The 18,998-nt window shown below is 71.2% G+C and carries 19 protein-coding genes; 9 read left to right on the plus strand and 10 right to left on the minus strand.

All coding sequences use genetic code 11. From position 1 onward, the window contains the following. Positions 1-360: 360 nt before the first annotated feature. Both AB0877_RS02225 and AB0877_RS02230 read left to right on the plus strand, forming a co-directional pair. Positions 361-1,350 carry a hypothetical protein gene (locus tag AB0877_RS02225; RefSeq protein ID WP_366605833.1) on the plus strand — a complete coding sequence of 330 codons (990 nt, stop codon included), beginning with the start codon at positions 361-363 and terminating at the stop codon, positions 1,348-1,350. Further along, positions 1,350-2,312, plus strand: a complete 963-nt coding sequence (locus tag AB0877_RS02230) for a hypothetical protein (protein ID WP_366605835.1) — start codon at positions 1,350-1,352, stop codon at positions 2,310-2,312. The genes AB0877_RS02225 and AB0877_RS02230 overlap by 1 nt, the downstream gene beginning before the upstream one ends. Before the next feature lie 93 nt (positions 2,313-2,405). Here AB0877_RS02230 and AB0877_RS02235 read toward each other — a convergent pair whose 3' ends face one another. From AB0877_RS02235 to AB0877_RS02245, 3 genes are read right to left on the minus strand one after another with little or no spacing between them, the layout of a single operon-like run. Further along, positions 2,406-3,257: a menaquinone biosynthesis protein gene (locus AB0877_RS02235; protein WP_366605836.1), complete on the minus strand. Its 852-nt coding sequence runs from the start codon at positions 3,255-3,257 to the stop codon at positions 2,406-2,408. Then, entirely contained in the window at positions 3,209-4,621 is a 1,413-nt protein-coding gene (locus AB0877_RS02240; RefSeq protein WP_366605838.1) for an MFS transporter, read from the minus strand. The genes AB0877_RS02235 and AB0877_RS02240 overlap by 49 nt, the downstream gene beginning before the upstream one ends. A 42-nt stretch (positions 4,622-4,663) precedes the next feature. Next, positions 4,664-5,248, minus strand: a complete 585-nt coding sequence (locus AB0877_RS02245) for a winged helix-turn-helix domain-containing protein (RefSeq protein WP_366605840.1) — start codon at positions 5,246-5,248, stop codon at positions 4,664-4,666. A 243-nt stretch (positions 5,249-5,491) separates the two neighbouring features. On the opposite strand from AB0877_RS02245, the gene AB0877_RS02250 reads away from it, so the two are divergent. Both AB0877_RS02250 and AB0877_RS02255 read left to right on the plus strand, forming a co-directional pair. Beyond that, positions 5,492-6,739 carry a DUF222 domain-containing protein gene (locus AB0877_RS02250; RefSeq protein ID WP_366605841.1) on the plus strand — a complete coding sequence of 416 codons (1,248 nt, stop codon included), beginning with the start codon at positions 5,492-5,494 and terminating at the stop codon, positions 6,737-6,739. A 783-nt stretch (positions 6,740-7,522) separates the two neighbouring features. Then, complete coding sequence (locus AB0877_RS02255) at positions 7,523-9,943, plus strand: AAA family ATPase (protein WP_366605843.1); 2,421 nt, start codon at positions 7,523-7,525, stop codon at positions 9,941-9,943. On the opposite strand, the gene AB0877_RS02260 is transcribed toward AB0877_RS02255, so the two are convergent. The 4 genes from AB0877_RS02260 to AB0877_RS02275 are packed head-to-tail and all read right to left on the minus strand — an operon-like array spanning position 9,932 to position 12,215. Further along, the gene (locus AB0877_RS02260; RefSeq protein WP_366605844.1) at positions 9,932-10,543 is read right to left on the minus strand and encodes a hypothetical protein; all 612 of its coding nucleotides are present in this window, start codon (positions 10,541-10,543) and stop codon (positions 9,932-9,934) included. The genes AB0877_RS02255 and AB0877_RS02260 overlap by 12 nt on opposite strands. After that, positions 10,543-10,887 carry a YbaB/EbfC family nucleoid-associated protein gene (locus AB0877_RS02265; protein ID WP_366605846.1) on the minus strand — a complete coding sequence of 115 codons (345 nt, stop codon included), beginning with the start codon at positions 10,885-10,887 and terminating at the stop codon, positions 10,543-10,545. The genes AB0877_RS02260 and AB0877_RS02265 overlap by 1 nt, the downstream gene beginning before the upstream one ends. A 9-nt stretch (positions 10,888-10,896) precedes the next feature. Then, the gene (locus AB0877_RS02270) at positions 10,897-11,823 is read right to left on the minus strand and encodes a WXG100 family type VII secretion target (protein ID WP_366605847.1); all 927 of its coding nucleotides are present in this window, start codon (positions 11,821-11,823) and stop codon (positions 10,897-10,899) included. After that, positions 11,820-12,215 carry a type VII secretion target gene (locus AB0877_RS02275; protein WP_366605849.1) on the minus strand — a complete coding sequence of 132 codons (396 nt, stop codon included), beginning with the start codon at positions 12,213-12,215 and terminating at the stop codon, positions 11,820-11,822. The genes AB0877_RS02270 and AB0877_RS02275 overlap by 4 nt, the downstream gene beginning before the upstream one ends. A 135-nt stretch (positions 12,216-12,350) precedes the next feature. Here AB0877_RS02275 and AB0877_RS02280 point away from each other — a divergent pair, with 135 nt between their 5' ends. The 5 genes from AB0877_RS02280 to AB0877_RS02300 all read left to right on the plus strand — a co-directional run bounded on the left by AB0877_RS02280 (position 12,351) and on the right by AB0877_RS02300 (position 15,847). Continuing rightward, positions 12,351-12,995, plus strand: coding sequence for a transporter (locus AB0877_RS02280; RefSeq protein WP_366605851.1), 645 nt, complete (start codon positions 12,351-12,353; stop codon positions 12,993-12,995). Beyond that, positions 12,992-13,303 carry a transcriptional regulator gene (locus AB0877_RS02285; RefSeq protein ID WP_366605853.1) on the plus strand — a complete coding sequence of 104 codons (312 nt, stop codon included), beginning with the start codon at positions 12,992-12,994 and terminating at the stop codon, positions 13,301-13,303. The genes AB0877_RS02280 and AB0877_RS02285 overlap by 4 nt, the downstream gene beginning before the upstream one ends. Next, positions 13,300-14,241 carry an ABC transporter ATP-binding protein gene (locus AB0877_RS02290; protein ID WP_366605855.1) on the plus strand — a complete coding sequence of 314 codons (942 nt, stop codon included), beginning with the start codon at positions 13,300-13,302 and terminating at the stop codon, positions 14,239-14,241. Before AB0877_RS02285 ends, AB0877_RS02290 begins: the two co-directional genes overlap by 4 nt. Before the next feature lie 10 nt (positions 14,242-14,251). Then, positions 14,252-14,989, plus strand: coding sequence for an ABC transporter permease (locus tag AB0877_RS02295; protein WP_366605856.1), 738 nt, complete (start codon positions 14,252-14,254; stop codon positions 14,987-14,989). A gap of 93 nt (positions 14,990-15,082) precedes the next feature. After that, positions 15,083-15,847: a VOC family protein gene (locus AB0877_RS02300; RefSeq protein WP_357196629.1), complete on the plus strand. Its 765-nt coding sequence runs from the start codon at positions 15,083-15,085 to the stop codon at positions 15,845-15,847. Positions 15,848-15,863: 16 nt separating this feature from the next. On the opposite strand, the gene AB0877_RS02305 is transcribed toward AB0877_RS02300, so the two are convergent. From AB0877_RS02305 to AB0877_RS02315, 3 genes are all read right to left on the minus strand, one after another. Continuing rightward, positions 15,864-16,667: an ABC transporter ATP-binding protein gene (locus AB0877_RS02305; protein WP_366605858.1), complete on the minus strand. Its 804-nt coding sequence runs from the start codon at positions 16,665-16,667 to the stop codon at positions 15,864-15,866. Further along, positions 16,664-17,692: an iron ABC transporter permease gene (locus AB0877_RS02310; RefSeq protein ID WP_366605860.1), complete on the minus strand. Its 1,029-nt coding sequence runs from the start codon at positions 17,690-17,692 to the stop codon at positions 16,664-16,666. Before AB0877_RS02310 ends, AB0877_RS02305 begins: the two co-directional genes overlap by 4 nt. A 154-nt stretch (positions 17,693-17,846) precedes the next feature. Continuing rightward, positions 17,847-18,776, minus strand: coding sequence for an ABC transporter substrate-binding protein (locus tag AB0877_RS02315; RefSeq protein ID WP_366605862.1), 930 nt, complete (start codon positions 18,774-18,776; stop codon positions 17,847-17,849). Positions 18,777-18,998: the final 222 nt, after the last annotated feature.

Genomic DNA, 18,998 nt, shown 5'->3' on the forward strand with positions numbered 1-18,998 from the left:
TTACAGCTTGCGCCTCGTTGCACCAGGGGGTGTAACAGGAATCCGCCCATCCCATCTGTGAGCGGATGACTGCTTTGCGCCACCTGGGGACCGTGACGGCACCGTGACCTAGGCCACGAAACAAAGGTGAATCACTGCAAAAACCTCATACCGGCCTCATATCCCGCCTTTATCCCAGGTTGCCTAGTGTCGAACCCTGGCGGTCCGCCGGTACGGACGTAGACTTCTGCCGGACAACCAATCGGCTGCCGACATCGACATCTCCACAGAGGCCACCTCCCCCGGCCTCGGCGATCGCACCCGATTCGTCCCGACGACAAGCCGGTCCCCCCGGCCCTGACACCTGGAGTTCACCCACTCATGCGATCTCGCGTGACCCTGGTGCTCGCCATCACGGCGGTCGTGCTCGGCGGCGTCCTACTGGTCCCCACCGCGTACGCCCGGCTCGCCAGCGACGACAGCGGCGGCGGAGGCGGAGGCGGCACGTCGAGCGTCGCCGCGCCCGCGCCCACCCCACCACCGCCGCCCACCCTGGCCGCCGGCCCGGTGTCGGTGAGCTTCAAGGGTGAGTTCTTCTCGTGGGCCCTGCTGGACCGGAAGACGGGCAAGATCTCCGGGTCGCCGAACATGACCGCGACCAGCTCCACCGAGTCGATGATCAAGGCGTGGATCGTCTCCGACTACCTGCGACAGCTCGGCGACAAGGAGCCGCCCGCATCGTTGAAGGAGGCGGCTCGACTCGCCATCGTCGACAGCAACGACGGAGCGGCCAACAAGGTCCACGCCGCTGCGGGTGGCTCCTACAAGCCCTCGTCGAGCAGCGTCCCCGACGCGGTGATCCAGCGGGCGATCAAGATCTGCGGGCTGACCGACACCAAGCGCGGCAACGTCAAGCCGTACACCGGCTACTGGAGTTTCACCCGGATGTCCCCCCGCGACGCGGCTCGTGTCGGCGACTGCATCGCCGACGGTAAGGCCGCCGGCCCGAAGTGGACCAAGTGGGTGTTGGACCAGATGAGCAAGGTGAAGGGCACCACCGCGGCCAAGGACCAGAGGCCCTCGTCCGGTGGTGGCCGCTGGGGAATCATCGACGGTCTGCCCAAGTCGATCACCGCTCAGGGCCCGGTCAGCATGAAGAACGGCTGGACCCCCATCTACGGCGACGGCGACTGGCACGTCAACTGCCTCGCCGTCACCAGCAAGTGGAGCCTCGCGGTGATGCTGCGCTACCCGATCAGGACCGGTCTGGACTACGGCGCGAAGGTCTGCGCCAGTGTGGCCACCCAACTGGTCACCCCGCAGCCGGGTGCCGCGCTCAAGGTGCCGCAGCAGCCGGTCGGAAAGCTCTGATGGCCGGCAACCGTCGAGTCGACCGCCGCAACGGCGGCGAGGCCTCCCCGGTTCGGCTGATCGCCGTCGCGGTCATCCTCATCGGGCTGGTCCTGGTGTCGCTGCGACTGCTGCCCGGGTCGCCGTTCGAGTCGTCCGCCGCAGCCAAGTGGGGCGACGCGGGCTCCGGCACCAGCGACCGCCCCACCGGATCCGGCACCGACCGCAGCGCCCGCCAACCGTCCTCGCCGTCGCCGAAGCCCAGCCCGTCGCTGGAGCCGCTGCCGTTCGTTGCCAAGGACCTCGACCTGAACATCGAGGGCTGGTACTCCTGGAGCGTCCTCGACCGCCGAACCGGAAAGATCATCGGTTCGAAGAACATGGGCGAGACCAGCACGACCGCCTCGATGATCAAGGCCTGGATCGTCGCCGACTACCTGCGTCGCGCAGCCGACGCCGGCCAGACCCCGAGCGACGCGAAGCTCGCCGACGCGACGCGAATCATCCGGGACAGCGACAACACCCGGGCCGAACAGTTCTACAACCAGGTCGACCGGGAAGCGTCGATCAAGCGGCTCATCTCCATGTGCAAACTGACCGACAGCAGCGTCGCCCCCGACGGCGGCTGGAGCCGGACGGCACTTTCTCCCCGGGACACCGCCCGGATGGGCAACTGCATCGCCACCGGCACGGCCGCCGGGCCGAAGTGGACCAAGTGGCTGCTCAACGAGATGAAACTGGTTCGTGGAGCCGGCGACTTCGGGATCCGCAAGGCCTTCCCGGCCTCCGAGCAGAAGAAGATCGCCATCAAGAACGGGTGGATCGACCGGACCAAGGAGCAGGAGATGCACATCAACTGCCTGGCCATCGGTGACACCTGGACGATGGGCGTGATGGTCCAGTACCCGATCAACATGGGCTACGACTACGGCATGAAGAACTGCGAAAAGATCACCGAGGCGCTGCTCCGCCCCGGCACCTGAGCCGGTCAGGCTGACGCCGGCCGCGCCCCGCCCCGGGCCTTCTGACCCGGGGCCTGGTCTCGCAGCTTGGCGCTCTGCCCGGCCTGGCCGCGATCAGCCGGCGAAGAACTCCGGGCCGCCGTCCGGCAGCGCCGGGGCCTCGCCGATGGCGGCGGCCCGACGGGCCCACTCGCGCAGCCCGGCGACCTGCCGCTCGCCGAGGGAGAAGTCGAGGGTCCGGAAGTACGTGGCCAGCGTCGCCGCGTCGAACGTCTCCCAGCGGGCCGCCGACTCGGCGACCTGGTCCAGCTCGGCCAGGCAGAGATCCCGCGAACGCAGGAATGCCTCGTGCACCTCCTTCACCAGGCCCGGGTGGGCGGCGGCGAAGTCGCGGCGGACCGCCCACACGGCGAAGACCATCGGCAGCCCGGTCCATTCCCGCCACGCCTGCCCGAGGTCGGTGACGGTGAGGCCCTTCTGCGGTGCCTCGTAGTACGCCCGCAGCGCCACGTCCCCGATCAGCACGGCGGCGTCGGCCTCCAGCAGCATCTGGGTCAGGTCCGGCGGGCAGCGGAAGTACTCGGGCCGCACGTTGTACTGCTCGGCGAGCAGCAGTTGGGCCGTCATCACGCCGGTACGCGAGGTCGAACCGAGCGCCACCCGGGCACCGTCCAGCTCGGCGAGCGGTCGGGTGGAGACCATGTTGACCGAGAGCACCGGCCCGTCGCTGCCCACCGCCAGGTCCGGCAGGAGCAGCAGTTCGTCGGCGTGCTTCAGATACTCCAAGAGCGTGATCGGGCCGATGTCGAGGTCGCCGGCGACCAGCGCCGCGCTCAACCGGTCCGGCGAGTCCTTCTGCAGGTCGACGTCGAGCAGGGCACCGGAGCGCATCAGACCCCAGTAGATCGGCAGGCAGTTCAGGAACTGGATGTGCCCGACCCGCGGGCGTGCGATGCGCTCAGCCATGGCCCGACCGTATCCCCGGCGGCCGGCTCCGGCTCGGCGGGCCGGCCCGGAGTGGCCAAGCCCGCACTTGACGACCGTCGTGCCGCCCCGGTCACGAACGGCACGAAGACCAGCACCACCAGCAGCCCGACCACACCGGCTCCGGCGATCAGCGGCCGAGGCGGAACGACCGCGAGCAGCGCCCCGCCGATCAGAAACCCTGCCATCGAGCCGCCCTGCACCGCCGCGCCGTAACTGGCGTACGCCCGGGCGCGCACCGCCTCCGGCACCCGCCGAGCGGTGAGCAGGTTGGCGAAGACGTTCTCGCCACCGTTGGCCGCACCACCCACCAGCCAGAGCGGCACCAGCACACCTGCCGCCGGCACCGTCGCCGCCAGGAACACCATCAGGCTGCACACGGCCAGAGTCGCCAGCACCCCCCGTACCAACGCGCCGTCGTCGTCGAGCCGCCGGGCAAGTCGTACGGCGAGCCAGGTCCCCGGCAGCATGCCGGCCATCCATGCGGCGCTGACCAGGCCGTACGTGGTCGCCGAGCCACCCAGGGTCTCCCGGATGAAGAAGACCTCGATCACGTTGATGCCGCCGATCGCCGCGATCACCACGGCAGTGCTCACCACCATGACGAGCATCAACGGATCGCGGCGCAGCCGCCAGCCGCCCTCCGTACCCCCCGGGGTTGCCACGCCGCCCGAAACGGCCGGGCTGCTGACGGCGGCAGCCCGGCTGGGTGCGGCGCTGCTGGGTGCGGCCGTGCTGGCCGCGGCGCTGCCGGGCGCGGCGGCGGGTCGTCGGCCGCCGCGTCGGGTCCGCAGGAGTAGGCCCGCGACCACGAGCGCCAGGTAGGTCGCCGCATCGAGAAGCAGCGGTACGCGAGTGCCGAACTGCCCCACCAACAGGCCGGCCAGCACCGGGCCGCCGAGCGCACCGAGCGAAACGGCGGTCTGGCTGATCGCGCTGGCGCGTGGCAGGTCAGCCGGGCGGACCATCGCCGGCAGCAGCGCGGCGAGACAGGGTTGGGTGACCGCGAGCCCGCAGGCCAGCAGGGCGACGAGCCCCACCACCAGGACCGGTTGCTCGACGACGGCGAGGAGGGCGCAGATCGCGGCCTGCCCGAACCCGATCGTCACCAGCAGGGTACGGCTGTCCGTCCGGTCGGCGAGTCTGCCCGCGAGCGGGGCGAGGACCACCAGGGGCAGGGTGGCGGCCAGCAGCAGCCCCGACACGGCCAGCCCACCGGCGCCGGCACCCTGAAGTGCCAACGCCAGCGCGGTCGCGGCAAGGAAGTCGCCGCAGATCGTGGTGCCCCGAGCGGCGGCGGCGAGCCAGACGTCCGGCCAGCGCGACTCGTCAGTTGTGAAGGACATACTTCGAAAATAGTCCTTCACAACTGATCCATGCAAGCCCGGCTATGCCAGCGGCACCGTCCGGTACTGCACCGCGACCGTGCGCGCGCCCGGCGGTGCGCCACCCTGCCGCCGCCGCGGGTGATACGGCCGAAGCAGCGCCATCACCGCCTCGTTCAACTCGGTCAACTCCTCGGCGGTGAGCAGCACCAGCGTGTCGGTGAAGAGAGCCGTCTCGTACCACTCGGCCGGCTCGTCCCCGGCACGCCGCAACCAGTCCCGAGTCCGCTCCATGGCCCGGACCGCATGCGCCTCCACCAGCGCCTGCTCGGCCGCACGCGCCTCAGGCCCGGCATCGCGACCCGCCTCGACCAGCACACTCACGCTCGGCACACGCCACAAACGCTCGCGCGCGTCCCCCCGGCTCGGCGCCTGCTCAACCAGGCCGAACTTCGCCAGCGCCCGCAGGTGGTAACTGGTAGCGCTCGGCGACAGCCCAACGATCTCGGCACACTCGGTGGCAGTCCCACCACTCTCGCGACTGTTCAGGTACTCCATGATCGCGATCCGGGCCGGATGCGCCATCGCCCGCATCACCTGGGGGTCACTGATCGTCATCCGGCGCGAATCGGAGCGGGCCTCGGTCATACACCCATGATCCCGGCCGCCTCCCCAACCCGCCATCACCCCCGCGTCCCGTCGGCCACGCCTGCACCTTCGGCGGCCATCAGCCGGATTCGACGGCGGGCGCGGCTCGACGGAGTGGCCTGCATGGCGAGCGTGGCCTGGCGGCGCGGCCAGCCCAGCGGCGCGGCCAGCCCACGATGCCCACTTCCACTTATTGGTCGATACGACTCCGAAAATGTCGTACACCAGTTCTATTCTGGTTCCATGTTGGAGGCGTTGGCGCAGGTGAGCGGGGCAGTTGACGACTGTGCCGAAACCGCGCTCTGGGCGCTCTCCGATGACGAGTTGCTTGCTTCACTCGATGCGACCCAGGTGTTGGGGCAGCGGTTGGCCGCCGTCCAGTTGGGCCTGGTCCGCGAGTTGGATGGCCGCGGGGTGGCGGTCGCTCAGGGCGCCTCGTCCACAGCCGGGTGGCTCCGGGAGCGGCTGCGGCTCTCAGGGCGCAGCGCCCGCCAACTGGTCCAGCTCGCCGCCACCATCGACGCCGCTCCGCCAGCGGTACGCGCCGCGCTGCTCAGCGGCGCCATGACGGTTGAGCAGGGTCGGGTGGTGGCCGAGACGATCGCCGCCCTCCCGGTCGAAGCAGGCCCCGAGGCGGCGGACAAGGCCACCCAACTACTGGTCGCCTGGGCCGACCGTTTCGATCCGACCAGCCTGAGCCGGCTCGGTGAGCGCGTCCTCGCGCACGTCGCCCCGGAGTTGGCCGACCAGGCTGAGTTGAAGGCTCTGGAGCGGGCCACCGAGCGAGCAGAGGCCCGCCGGCACGTCACGCTCTCCGAACAACGAAACGGCGAGGTACGCCTCAGCGGCAACCTCGACACCGAAACCGCGAGCCTGCTGCGCGAGGCGATCGATCCGCTCTGCGCGCCGTCCGGTGAGCACGATGACCGCAGTCCTGGTCAGCGCCGCGCCGATGCGTTGGGCGAGATCTGCCGACTGGCTCTACGCACCGGTCAGCTGCCCGACAACGGCGGTGACCGGCCTCAACTGGTGGTGACCGTTCCGCTGGAGGAACTACTCAACGGCGTACGCGCCGGGACACTGGAGACCGGCACACACCTCACCCCCGGTGCGGTCCGCCGCCTGGCCTGCGATGCCGGTGTGCTGCCAGTCGTGCTGAACGGCAACAGTCAGGTCCTGGACATCGGCCGCCAGCGCCGACTCTTCACCGGCCCGTTGCGGCGCGCGCTGGTCCTGAGGGACGGCGGTTGCGCCTTTCCTGGTTGTGATCGCCCGCCGAGATGGTGCGACGGCCACCACATCCGACACTGGGCCGACGGTGGCGAGACGGCGCTGGGCAACGCGGTGCTGCTGTGCGGCTACCACCACCGGCTCATCCACCGCGGTGACTGGACGGTCCGACTCGCGGACGGTCGACCTGAATTCATCCCGCCCAGCTGGCTAGACCCACTGCGTTCCCCACGTCGCAACCTTTACCATCTGCGCTGCTGATGCGGCCAACAACGCCCACTCCGCTCACGACTGCGCCTGGCCACCTCGACCGGCGACCGCCAAGGCGCGCCCTGCCACCGCGGTCGGCAACCGCGACCGACGGACAGCCAGGCCTCGCCACTGCCACCGGCCACCCCGACCGGCAACCCGACTGACAGCCGCACCCTGCCACCACTACCGGCCACCCCGAGCGGCAACCGCGACGGACAGCCGCACCTTGCCACCGCCACCGCCGCCGCCACCGGCCACCCCGAGCGGCAACCCCGACCGGCAACCGCGACGGACAGCCGCACCTTGCCACCACTACCGGCCACCGCCACCGGCAACCCCGACTCATAGCCGCACCTTGCCACCGCCACCGCCACCGCCCGCGCCTGCGGCCGCGGCCGCGACCGCGACAACCCTGCGGTTCCCTGCCGTCACGAGCCGCGTCTCCCCCGCTGATCGCGACTCGACTTGCTGGAGACCGGGGCATCGCACCGGGGCCGGGCACCGCGGCCCCCTGAAGGCCGAGTCGAGTCGATCTCTGAAGTCGCGGCGCTCGCGGCATGAGGAGGCGGAGCGGGCGTGATCTCCCAGCGACAGCCGGCCGGGCGACACGCCGTCTCGGACGGGTGGTCGCGTCGGTAATTCGATGGCTGCGGCGGGGTGGGAGGCGTAGGGTTGCAGGCCGCTTGACGGCCGAGGTGAGCTGCACCGGAACGGACGTCTTCGCGCCGGGCGGCCGGCCATCCGCCCCCGGACACGCGAGCGCGCAGCAGATGTGAACGATGGGACGTCAGCATGCCCGCACTTCATCTCGACACCGACGCCGACACCAACACTGAGGCCGACGCCGACACCAACACTGAGCTCGACGCCGACACCAACACTGAGGCCGACACCAACCCCGACACCGACACCGACACCGACCTCGACGCGGACCTGGCCGCCGAACGCGCCCACCTCAGCACCTCGCGGGCGGCACTGGCTCGGATGCGGGAGCGGGCCGAGTCTCTCTTCGCCACCGGTGACCAGGTGGCTGGCGACGCGTACGCGGCCGAGACGCTCGGCCGCACCCTGGCCCGCCGGGTCGCCGAACTGGCCGACGACCCGACCACTCCGCTCTTCTTCGGCCGCCTCGACTTCGCCGGCGCCCCTGACAACAGCACCGCCGATGCCCCTGACAACAGCGCCACGAACAACAGCGCCACGACCAACAGCGCCACCGACAACCGGACCGCCGGAGGCAGCACCACCACGGACAGCAGGACCACGAACAACCGAACCGTCGAGGGCAGCAGCACCACGAACAACCGGACCGTCGAGGGCAGCACCACAGGCAACACGGCCACAGGCAACACACCCACCGACAACCGGACCACCGCCGGCAGGTCCGGCAGCGAGCCGACCGCGCCTGACGCCAGCGGTGATCATCACGGGCGGCGGTATCACGTGGGGCGGCGGCATGTCACCGATGAGCGCGGTGAACCGTTGGTGCTGGACTGGCGGGCACCGGTCTCCCGGTCGTTCTACCGGGCCAGTGTGCGGGATCCGCAGGGGGTGGCGGTTCGGCGACGGTTCGGGTTCAGCAATGGTGTGCTGACCAGTTTCGAGGATGAGCGGCTGGATCGGGGTGAGGAGCTCGGTACGAGCAGTCGGATCCTGACCGCCGAGATTGAGCGTCCACGTGTCGGGCCGATGCGGGACATCGTCGCCACGATCCAGCCGGAGCAGGACGAGCTGGTTCGGGCTGATCTCGCCGACTCGATCTGTGTGCAGGGCGCGCCGGGTACGGGAAAGACGGCTGTGGGTCTGCACCGGGCCGCGTACCTGCTCTACCTGCATCGGGAGCGGTTGCGGCGGGCGGGTGTGTTGATCGTCGGGCCGAACCGGGCGTTCCTGTCGTACATCGCGGCGGTGCTGCCGGCACTCGGTGAGGTCGAGGTGGAGCAGGCCACGGTGGAGGAGTTGATCTCCCGGGTGGCGGTTCGGGCGGTCGAGGCACCGGCGGTGGCCGCGCTCAAACACGACGTACGGATGGCGAGCGTGCTGCGACGTGCCGTGCAGGCGCGGATCGGCACTCCGACCGAGTCGATCACCGTGTCGGACGGCTCGTTCCGCTGGCGGATCGGGGTGGAGCCGCTGCACCGGATCGTCGAGGAGACCCGCCGGGAGGGGCTGCCGTACGGCACGGGTCGGGAACGTGTCCAGGCGCGGGTGGTGAGTCTGCTGCAACGGCAGGCCGAGGCGCGGCGTGCGGAGTCGCCCAGCGACGCCTGGCTGCGCCGGATGAGCCGCTGCCGCCCGGTGCTCGACTTCCTGGACGCGGTCTGGCCGTCGCTCACCCCGGAGGGGCTGGTGCACAGCCTGTTCTCCGATCCGGACCGGCTCGCCGCCGCCGCGGACGGCCTGCTCAGCGACGCTGAGCAGGCGCAGTTGACCTGGGTGAAGCCGGCCCGCACGCCGAAGGCGACCCGTTGGACCGCCGCCGACGCGGTGCTGATCGACGAGGCGACCGGGCTGCTGGAACGGCTCCCCGGGTTCGGGCACGTGGTGGTGGACGAGGCGCAGGACCTCTCCCCCATGCAGTGTCGGGCCATCGCTCGGCGCAGTGAGCACGGCTCGGTCACGCTCCTCGGTGACCTCGCCCAGGGCACCGCGCCGTGGGCGGCGACGGATTGGCGGGAGTCCCTCGCCCATCTGGGCAAGCCGGACGCGGTGGTGGTCCCGTTGACCGTCGGTTTCCGGGTGCCCGCCGCAGTCGTCGCGTTCGCGAACCTGCTGCTCCCGGCGCTCGCGGTGGACGTACCGCCGGCTGAGTCGCTGCGCCACGACGGCGGCCTGGACGTGCGTACGGTGACCGACCTGACCTCGGCGACGGTGGCCGAGGTGCGCGCGGCGCTCGCGCACGACGGATCGGTCGGGGTGATCGCCGCGGACGACGAGGTCGACGGCCTGCGCGCGGCGCTGGCCGAGGCCGGTGTCGAGACCGCGACCGCCGACGACGTGGCGGCCGCAGAGCGCGTCACAGTGGTGCCGGCGACGCTGGTCAAGGGCCTGGAGTACGACCACGTCGTGGTGGTCGAGCCGGCCGCGATCGTCGCGGCCGAGCCGCGTGGGCTGCACCGGTTGTACGTGGTGCTCACCCGGGCGGTGTCCCGGCTGGCGGTGCTGCACGTCGCGCCGCTGCCCGCCCCGCTGGTCGAGGGCTCAGCCGGCTGACAGGGCTGCCGCGACCTCGCGCAGCGGGCGGCTGGAGTCGGCCAGCGGCACGTGGAACGACAGCCACGACCCGTCGGCGAAGTCGAGACGCAGCCGCTTCCAGTTCAACCGGTACCTGCCGACCCGGGCGGCGACGGTCGTGCGTGGGACGGACCCGAGCAGTTCGATGTCGGTCTGCGCCTGTTCGTCCGCTGCGGAGCTGGAGAGCAGGCCGACGGGTGCTGTCGCGCCGAGCAGCAGCCGCTGGTCGGTGACCCCCAGCACGAGGGTCCGGAGGCCGCTGCCCTTCGCCGCCTCGGTCAGGGCGTGGTGCAGCACTGATGCTTGAGAGTCTGGCTCGCCTCGACCTCCGACACCGAAGAAGAGCCAGTCGACGGCGTTGTCCGCCCGACCGAAGGTGATGTTCGGTGAGAGGACGTTGAGCAGGACACCCAGGAAGCCCGGCCCACCCGTGGCGGGTGGGGCCGACGGCTGCGAGGGAGGCGCGGGCGTCAGCCCGCCGCCCGCTCGCACCTGGGCCACCGCGCGCACCTGCTCCCCGGCCGCCAGCAGTCGGGTGACCCCCTCGACGTAGCGTGCCTGACTCCCGTCGATCGTCATCAGCGTCCCTCGTGGTCGGCGGACCGGCGCGGGCCGGCGCCCGGGTCGCCGATGACCTCCCCGACCAACTCGCGGACGCGGGCCGCGGCGGCCTCCTGTGCCCGGTTGGCGGCCGCGGTGAACTCCTCGGCCAGGCTGTAGGAGTCCAGTCGCATGGCCCGGGCGTTCAGCTCCGAAGAGAGGATCTTGCCGTCGGCCGCGGCGGTGACCCGCACCAGACCGGAGTCACTCACACCCTCGGCGCTGGTCTGCTCCAGCTCCGCCATCCGGTCGGCGAGTTGCCGCTGCCATCCGTCGAGGTTGCGAGCCAGCGCCTCGATGCGGTCCAGGGCGGGGAAGGTCATGGCTGCCTCTCAGTTCACGATGGAGTCGAAGACATTCTGCACACCCGCTGTGTACGGGCCCAGGTCCTCGCTGTACGTGCCGTCCACCAGGTAGTTGCGGTCCTTCTGCCCGTCGGAGATGTCGTGCAGGCCCACGCCGGTGTCCAGCAGGGCGCCGCCGAACCCGGGGATGTTGACCGGCGAGACCTGGTTGATGACGAACTTGCCCGGGAAGAGGGTCTTGAACTTTTCCACCTGGAAGGCCCGCCCCTCGGCCGTCCAGCCGCCCTTGCTGAGCAGCTTGTACTGCTTCTTTCGCTTCTTGATCTCCATGACGGTGTCCGCGTACTCGCGGAGCTGCCCGGCGACCTTGCCCAGCCGGGCGGCGAGGCGGGTGAGCACCTCGGCGAACCGTGCGACGATCTTGACCATCCGACCCACCGTGGTGGCCAGCCGGGCCAGCACCCGGACCACCGTGGCGGCCAACGAGACGCCGGCGCTCAGCGCCGCGGCCACCGCCGCGATGATCACCTCGGTGAGGAACCAGAGCAGGAACTCGAGGATCAGCTCGACCAGCAGATTGAACGCGTCCACCGCCGCGTTCGCCGCCTCGACCAGCACGTCCTTGGTGCCGTCGAGCCCCTGGGCCAACTTCTCGATCGCCGCTTCCACCGACTCCATCGAGGCGTGGAAGCTGTCGGCGGCGTCGCCCGTCCAGGCGCCACGCAACCGGGCCCGGTCGGCGATCTGGTCACCGGCGATCTCCCGTACCGCCGCCCCGGTGTCCAGGCAGAGCTGCGCGGCCCGCATCAGGTCGTCGGGTTCCCCGGCGACCAGCTCCAGCAGCTGCTCGAAGGGCCAGAGCACCGCGTTGGACAGCGGCTTGAAGGGGTCGGGCGTGCCCGAGACGATCTGCTCGAAGTAGGTCTTGTTGCGCTGCAACGCCTCGGTGCTCATGCCGGCACCGGACCGGTCGGAGCGCCGGTGCCACCCGACCAGGGGCCGGGCGCGATGAGGTCGGGAGCGGGCGGTCGGCCAGGCACGAAGAGGTCGGTGTTGGCCACGTCGGTGCCGGTGTAGGCGGCGGCGGTGTCGTCGAGCCCCTCGGCGATGTCGGCCATCATCTCGGCCCCGTCGGCCAGCCCTTGAAGGCACGCCTCGAACTGCTCGGCGTACGCCGCCGCGAGGTTGAAGGACGCCGGCATCACCCCGAAGGCGTGCCGCGGCACGTGCCCGTCGCCGAAGGCGCGGTGCAGTTCGCGGAAACGGGCCGCCCGATCCCTGGACCCGGCGGCGAACGCCGTCAGAGCCTCCGGCTGGACCTCCAGCTCATTGCTCGGGCTTGACACGGACCCTCCCCTGTGGCCTGTTCGACGGATCAGTCGTCACGACTGAACCACCATAGGCAATGCTCGCCGGGATCGGGGGTCCCGTCGGTGATGACGGGGTCACCCCGCTCGACTTTGTGTCTTAAAGTAGTTTGCGTGGACCTCGACGATGACTCACCACCCTCTGACGCCGCGGCGGCGCTCCGGCTGATCCAGGACCAGCGGTCCGCGACGGCACGCCAGCTCGACCCCGACGCCCGCCTGCTCTACTGGCCGTGGGGTGTCGCCTGGCTGGTCGGCTTCGGGCTGTTCTTCCTGCGGTTCCCCCCGAGTGACCGGGCGCTGGTCGCACTACCGAGCTGGCTGCCGCTGACCGTCCTCTTCGTACTGCTCGCGAGTGCCGGAGCGACCCAGGCGGTGGTCAGCGTGCGGGCCTACGGCCAGGTGAGCGGCGACTCCGCCCGGCGGGGCAAGTGGTACGGGTACGCCTGGGCCCTCGGAACGGTGAGCGTCTACGCGGGGCTGGGCCGGATCTCCGAGCACCTGCCACACGACCTGGCGGCGCTGCTCTGGTCGGCGACCGCCGTCGGGCTGACCGGTGCGCTGCACATGGCCGGCGGGGCGATCTGGCTGGACCAGGACCTGTTCCGGCTGGGCGTCTGGATCAGCGTGATCAACCTGGTCGGGGCGTTCGCCGGGCCGGGCTGGCACCCGCTCGTCGTGGCGTTGGCCGGCGGCGGCGGAATACTGGTGGCCGGCGCGCTCGCCCGGCGACGACAGCGACAGCGACAGCAGCCGTGACCGAGCTGGATCCGGTCATCCACGCGCAGGCCCGGCTGCGGGTCGTCGCCAGCCTCTCCGCTCTCAACGTCGGCGACAAGATCGCGTTCCCCCGCCTACAGGAGCTGCTCGCGATGACCGCCGGCAACCTATCGGTGCACCTGCGCAAACTCGAGGACGCCGGCTACGTGGAGATCAGCAAGACCCATCGTGGACGCACCCCGGCGACCCTGGTCGGGCTCAGCCGACGAGGTCGGCTGGCGTTCGAGGAGTACACCGAAGCGATCCGCGCCCTGCTCGACCCCACCCCGTCGAAGGAGCAGCCATGACCCTCGCCCGCGCCGACCAGGCCAGCCGCCGGTACGGCGACGTCCTCGCACTCGACCGTGTCGACCTGGAAGTCCGAGCCGGTGAGCTGGTCGGCCTGCTCGGGCCGAACGGCGCCGGCAAGAGCACCCTGATGAACCTGTTCGTCGGCCTACGTCGCCCCAGCTCGGGGCGGGTCGAGCTGTTCGGCGGCGACCCCCGCGACCCGGCGAGCCGACGACAGGTCGGGGTCACCCCCCAGGAGACCGGCCTTCCGGGCACGCTGCGTGTCGGCGAGGTCGTCGACTTCGTCTCCGCGCACTACCCGGACCCGGTGCCCCGCGGCGAACTGCTCGACCAGTTCGGCCTGGGCGACCTCACCCGGAGGCAGACCGGTGGGCTCTCCGGGGGGCAGCGCCGTCGACTGGCGGTGGCGTTGGCGTTCGTCGGCCGACCCCGGTTGGTGCTCCTCGACGAGCCGACCACCGGCCTGGACGTGGCCGCCCGGCACACCCTGTGGGAGGCGATCCGCGCGTTCCACTCCGACGGCGGCACCGTGCTGCTGAGCAGCCACTACCTGGAGGAGGTGGAGGCGCTGGCCCACCGGGTGGTGGTGATCGGGCAGGGCCGGGTGCTCGCCGACGACACGGTGGGCGCGGTGCGCGGCATCGTCGGCGTACGCCGGGTCAGCCTCGTCGCCGACCACCTGCCCGACCTGCCGGGGGTGGTGCGCACCGAACGGGTCGACGGTCGCCTGCACCTGCTCACCACCGACGCCGACGAACTGGTTCGAGCGCTGGTCACGGCCGGAACTGCCTTCACCGACCTGGAGGTACGACCGACCTCGCTGGAGGAGGCGTTCCTCGCCATCACCAGCGGGGACGGGTCCACCCCGGAGCAGACCACCGCCGCTGACCGACCCGCCACCGCCGTTCCCGGCGGCCGACCCACCACCGTCTGAGGAGGCCGCCGTGCAACTGGCCCTGGTCCACGCCCGATACCAACTCCTGGAGATCATCCGGATTCCGGTGGCGATCGTCGGGAGCGCCTTCTTCCCGGCCGCCGCCATGATCTTCTTTGTGGTGCCGTTCGCCGGGGACGACTCGGTCGGCGCCACCCTCGCCACCGCGTCGATGGTCACCTTCTCGGTGATGAGCGCCAACATCTTCCAGTACGGCGTCGGCGTCGCCGAGGACCGCGACCAGCCGTGGAACCCGTACACCCGGACCCTGCCGGCTGGACCGGCGCCCCGGTTCGCGGGCCGGGTGCTGGCCGGCCTGGCACTGACGTACCTCTCGCTGATCCCGGTCGTGGTGATCGGTGCGACGCTGACCGCAGCCGAGGTCACCCCGATGGCATTCCTGCTGGCCATGGGCACCGTGGCCGTCATCTCGGTGCCGTTCACGCTGATGGGCCTGGCCATCGGCTACTCGCTGCCGAGCAAGGCGGCGATCGTCGTCGCGCAGATCGTCTTCCTGCCGCTGGCGTTCGGCGGCGGACTGCTCTCCGCGCCGGGCGACGCGCCCGGGTTCATCGAGACGATCGCCCCGTTCCTGCCCACCCGGGGCGCGGCGGAGCTGATGTGGGCGGCGGTCAGCGACTACCGCGCCCAACCGCTGGCGCTGATCATGCTCGGTGTCTGGGTGGTGCTGCTCGCCGCGCTCGCCGGCTGGGCGTACCGACGGGACGAGGGTCGCCGGTTCAGCTGACGATTCGTCCGTTTCCACCCCGGGCCGCGGCGGGACGGTGCCAGGATTCCGGCAGGGGGCCGCATGGGCCGCCGGGTCGAGAGGGGTCGTGACGTGAGCACCGTCCCGCCGGGTACGCCCTGCTGGGCCGACCTGGCCACCCCGGACCTGACCGACGCGCGGCGTTTCTACCCGGAGCTGTTCGGTTGGACCGGCCGGGTCACGCCGGAACCCGAGGCGGGCGGTTACACGGTCTTCCTGCTCGACGGCAAGCCGGTGGCCGGCGCCGGCCCGCCCGCGATTCCGGACCAGATCCCGATCTGGTCGACCTACCTCGCCACCGACGACGCCGAGCTGGTCGCCGGCCGGGTCGAACGGGCCGGCGGGCAGGTTGTCGTACCACCGTTCGAGGTCTTCGACAGGGGCTGGATGGCGGTCTTCGCCGACCCGGCCGGTGCCACGTTCAGCGTCTGGCAGCCACTGACCATGGCCGGTGCCGAGGTGTTCAACGTGCCGGGCGCGATGAGCTGGAACGAACTGGTCACCCCCGATCCCGAGGGCGCGAAGGTCTTCTACGAGCTGGTGTTCGGCTGGCAGCCCGACGACCAGGCGGTGGGCGCGATGACGTACACCGGGTGGCGGCTCGGAACGCAGATCGTCGCCGGGATGATGCCGCCGCTGGCCGACGACTTCCCGGCCGACCTGCCCGCGTACTGGACGGTGTACTTCGCGGTGGCCGACGCGGATGCCGCCGCGGCCCGCGCCGCCGAGCTGGGCGGAACGATCCTGGTCCCGCCCCGCGACATCCCGGCGGGCCGCTTCGCCGCCCTCCGCGACCCCCAGGGCGCCCTCTTCTCCGTCATCGACCTGGGCCCCTGACCCAGCGTCCGCGTGCTCAGGGGCGGGCGGGGCGGACGGGGACGACCAGCGGGCCGTGGGCGCCGGGGACCACCCGGACGCTGGCCCGGTAGTGGGTGGCCAGCAGCTCCTCGGTCAGCACCTCGGTCGGACTTCCGGCGGCCACCACCTGACCGGCGGCGAGCATCACCATCCGGTCGGCGTACTCCCCGGCCAGGGAGAGGTCGTGCATCGTGGCCAGGACGGTCAGGCCGTGCTCCCGGCGCAGCTGGTCGACGACTTCGAGCACGTCCTGCTGGTGGCCGATGTCGAGCGCGCTGGTCGGCTCGTCGAGCAGCAGCAACGTCGCGCCCTGGGCGAGCGCGCGGGCCAGGAACACCCGCTGCCGTTCGCCGCCGGAGAGGGTGGCCAGTTCGCGACGGTGGAAGCCGGCGAGGTCCAACCGCCTGAGCACCTCGTGCACGGCGTCGACGTCGGCTGTCGACTCGCGGCCCAGGGCCGGGATGTACGGGGTGCGGCCGAGCAGCACGTAGTCCAGCACCGACATGCCGGGCGGCACCACCGGGGACTGCGCCACCGTGGCCACTATCCGGGCGCGGTCCCGACGGCGCAGCGCGGCGCTCGGCGTACCGAAGAGAGTGATCGCCTTCGGCGCGGCCAGCAGGCCGCCGACGGCGCGCAACAGGGTGGACTTGCCGGCGCCGTTCGGGCCGATCACGGTGACCCACTCGCCGACGGCGACGGTGAGGTCGACGCCGGTCAGGATCGGCGTGCCACCGAGGGCGACGTGCAGCCCGCGCACCTCGACGGCCGGTGTGTCGGCGGCGGATTCGCGGCTCACGTGAGCGCCCGTCGGGCGGTCCGCAGCACGAGGACGAAGAACGGGCCGCCCAGCAGGGCGGTCACCACTCCGATGGGCAGCTCGGACGGCGCGGCGGCGGTGCGGGCCACCACGTCGGTCAGCGCCAGGAACGCGCCGCCGAACAGCAGTGACATCGGCAGGATCACCCGGTAGCTGGACCCGGCGAGCAGCCGGACGGTGTGCGGCACGATGATGCCGACGAAGCCGATCAGGCCGGTCGCGGAGACCGCCGCGGCGGTGCCCAGCGAGGCGGCGGCGATCAACAGGTATCGGGTGCGCTGCGGGTGCAGGCCCAGACTCCTCGCCTCGTCGTCGCCGACCGCGAGGACGTCCAGCTCGCGGCGGTGCAGCAGCACCACCACGGTGGTCAGCGCGGCGTACGGCAGCACCAGCAGCACGTCGTGCCAACCGGCGGTGGCGAGCCGGCCGAGCAACCAGGAGTACACCGGCTGGATGCTGTCGGCGTTGCGTTGCAGGAGGTACGTCTGCCCGGCGGAGAGGAACGCGGAGACCGCCACCCCGGCCAGGATCAGCATGGCCGGCGACCCGCGTCGTCCACCGGCCGCGCCGAGCACGTAGGTCATCGTGACGGCGAGCAGTGAACCGGCGAACGCGGCCAGCGGAATGGTCATCGGCAACCCGGAGAGCGTGCCCTGCCGGCCGGCACCGCCGAGGGCGATCGCCGCGGTGACCGCGAGGCCGGCGCCGGCGGCCACACCGAGCAGGTACGGGTCGGCCAGCGGGTTGCGGAACACGCCCTGGTAGCAACCACCGGCGAGGGCGAGCAGACCGCCGACGAGCAGGCCCAGCACCACCCGGGGCAGGCGCAGCTCGGTGACGATGGCGATCTCACGTTCGGTCAGCCCGCTGTCGAGGTGCACCCCGGGAAACAGGTTGAGCAGCTCGGCGGCGACGCTGCCCGGGGGCAGGCTCACCGGGCCGAGTGACACCCCGACGACGAGCGCGACGAGCACCGCTACCAGGCCCGCGACCAGCCACCGCATGCGCAGCCCGGCGGGCCGGGCCCCGGACGGCAGCCCGGCGGGCCGGGCCGAAGAACGTGGCTCGGCCCGCGGGGATGACGGCGGCGGCTCGGTCGACCGACCGGTTGGTGCCGGATCGGACACCTGGCGCGACCCGGTCACCGACGGACGACGGTCACGCGGGCACCTTGGCGACCGCGTCGATGATGACCCGGAGCAGGTCCACGACCCGTGGGCCCCAGCGGGAGGCGATGTCGTCGTCGAGGGCGACGACCTGGTTGTTCTTCACTGCGGTGAGGCCCGCCCAGCCACTGCGCGCCTTGACCGTGTCGGCGCTCTGTTGGCAGCACTTGGCGTCGGCCAGGAAGACGAAGTCCGGGTCGGCCTTGACGATGATCTCCTGGGACAGCTGCGGGTAGCCGAAGTTCTTACCGTCCGCGTCGGCCGGGTCGGCGATGTTGGTCAGGCCGGCCTGGCTGTAGAGCGAGCCGATGAAGGTCTTGCTGGTGGCGCTGTAGAGCTCCGGGCCCAGCTCGTGGAAGTACGTGAGCTTCTCGGTGCGCTGCGGCAGGTCCTTGACCAGCTTGGCGATGTCGTCCTTCATCCGGGTGGTGACGTCGGTGGCCTGGTCGGCGTGACCGGTCAGCGTGCCCAGTTCGGTGATCTGCCGGTACGAGTCGTCGAGCGAGACCGCCGCCGGGGTCTGGTACACCGGAATCTTCAGCTTGCCGAGCTGCTCGACGATCTTGTTGCGGTCGTCGGAGAGCACCACCAGGTCGGGGTTCTTGCCGGCGATCGCCTCGGCGTTCGGCTGGAAGGCGGAGAGGTCGGTCTTGGGCGCGTCGGCCGGGTAGTTCGACTGGTCGTCGACGGCGGTCACCTGCGGGCCGGCACCGATCGCGAAGAGCATCTCGGTGGCGGTGGGCGACAACACGACGATCTTTTCGGGGCGCTTGTCGAGGGTGAGCGCGCCGACCGTGACCGGGTAGGCGGCGGCAGCGGTGCCGGCGCTCGGCTTGTCGTCGGCCTTCTCGGCGCACGCGCCGAGGGCGAGCGCGGCGACCGCGAGGGTCGCCGCGAAGATCCGAGGGGTAGGTCTGTTCATGGGGGCCTCCTGTCGGTCGAGGAGTGTGGTGCTTCGCCGACAGGGACTTTCGTGCGCCCGCCCACGAGGCGCCCTTCCTCGAGAGCGCGTTTCGCGACCGATCCGTAGGCGACCTGGCTCGTCCCCACCTGCCGGTGGGGCATCACAGTTGCGGGACAGCGCCGGGATGAGCACCGGCTTCGCTGCGGACTGGTCGCTAAGACGGTAGCGCACCGCCAGGAC

Origin of the sequence: Micromonospora sp. NPDC047644 (genome assembly GCF_040704315.1) — a bacterium.
In the GTDB taxonomy this organism is placed as follows: domain Bacteria; phylum Actinomycetota; class Actinomycetes; order Mycobacteriales; family Micromonosporaceae; genus Micromonospora.

Excerpts from the sequence above, each read along its gene's own strand:
- AB0877_RS02225 (WP_366605833.1), top strand. The coding sequence starts at position 361 with ATGCGATCTCGCGTGACCCTGGTGCTCGCCATCACGGCGGTCGTGCTC.
- AB0877_RS02230 (WP_366605835.1), top strand. The coding sequence starts at position 1,350 with ATGGCCGGCAACCGTCGAGTCGACCGCCGCAACGGCGGCGAGGCCTCC.
- AB0877_RS02235 (WP_366605836.1), bottom strand. The coding sequence starts at position 3,257 with ATGGCTGAGCGCATCGCACGCCCGCGGGTCGGGCACATCCAGTTCCTG.
- AB0877_RS02240 (WP_366605838.1), bottom strand. The coding sequence starts at position 4,621 with ATGTCCTTCACAACTGACGAGTCGCGCTGGCCGGACGTCTGGCTCGCC.
- AB0877_RS02245 (WP_366605840.1), bottom strand. The coding sequence starts at position 5,248 with ATGACCGAGGCCCGCTCCGATTCGCGCCGGATGACGATCAGTGACCCC.
- AB0877_RS02250 (WP_366605841.1), top strand. The coding sequence starts at position 5,492 with ATGTTGGAGGCGTTGGCGCAGGTGAGCGGGGCAGTTGACGACTGTGCC.
- AB0877_RS02255 (WP_366605843.1), top strand. The coding sequence starts at position 7,523 with ATGCCCGCACTTCATCTCGACACCGACGCCGACACCAACACTGAGGCC.
- AB0877_RS02260 (WP_366605844.1), bottom strand. The coding sequence starts at position 10,543 with ATGACGATCGACGGGAGTCAGGCACGCTACGTCGAGGGGGTCACCCGA.
- AB0877_RS02265 (WP_366605846.1), bottom strand. The coding sequence starts at position 10,887 with ATGACCTTCCCCGCCCTGGACCGCATCGAGGCGCTGGCTCGCAACCTC.
- AB0877_RS02270 (WP_366605847.1), bottom strand. The coding sequence starts at position 11,823 with ATGAGCACCGAGGCGTTGCAGCGCAACAAGACCTACTTCGAGCAGATC.
- AB0877_RS02290 (WP_366605855.1), top strand. The coding sequence starts at position 13,300 with ATGACCCTCGCCCGCGCCGACCAGGCCAGCCGCCGGTACGGCGACGTC.
- AB0877_RS02310 (WP_366605860.1), bottom strand. The coding sequence starts at position 17,692 with ATGCGGTGGCTGGTCGCGGGCCTGGTAGCGGTGCTCGTCGCGCTCGTC.
- AB0877_RS02315 (WP_366605862.1), bottom strand. The coding sequence starts at position 18,776 with ATGAACAGACCTACCCCTCGGATCTTCGCGGCGACCCTCGCGGTCGCC.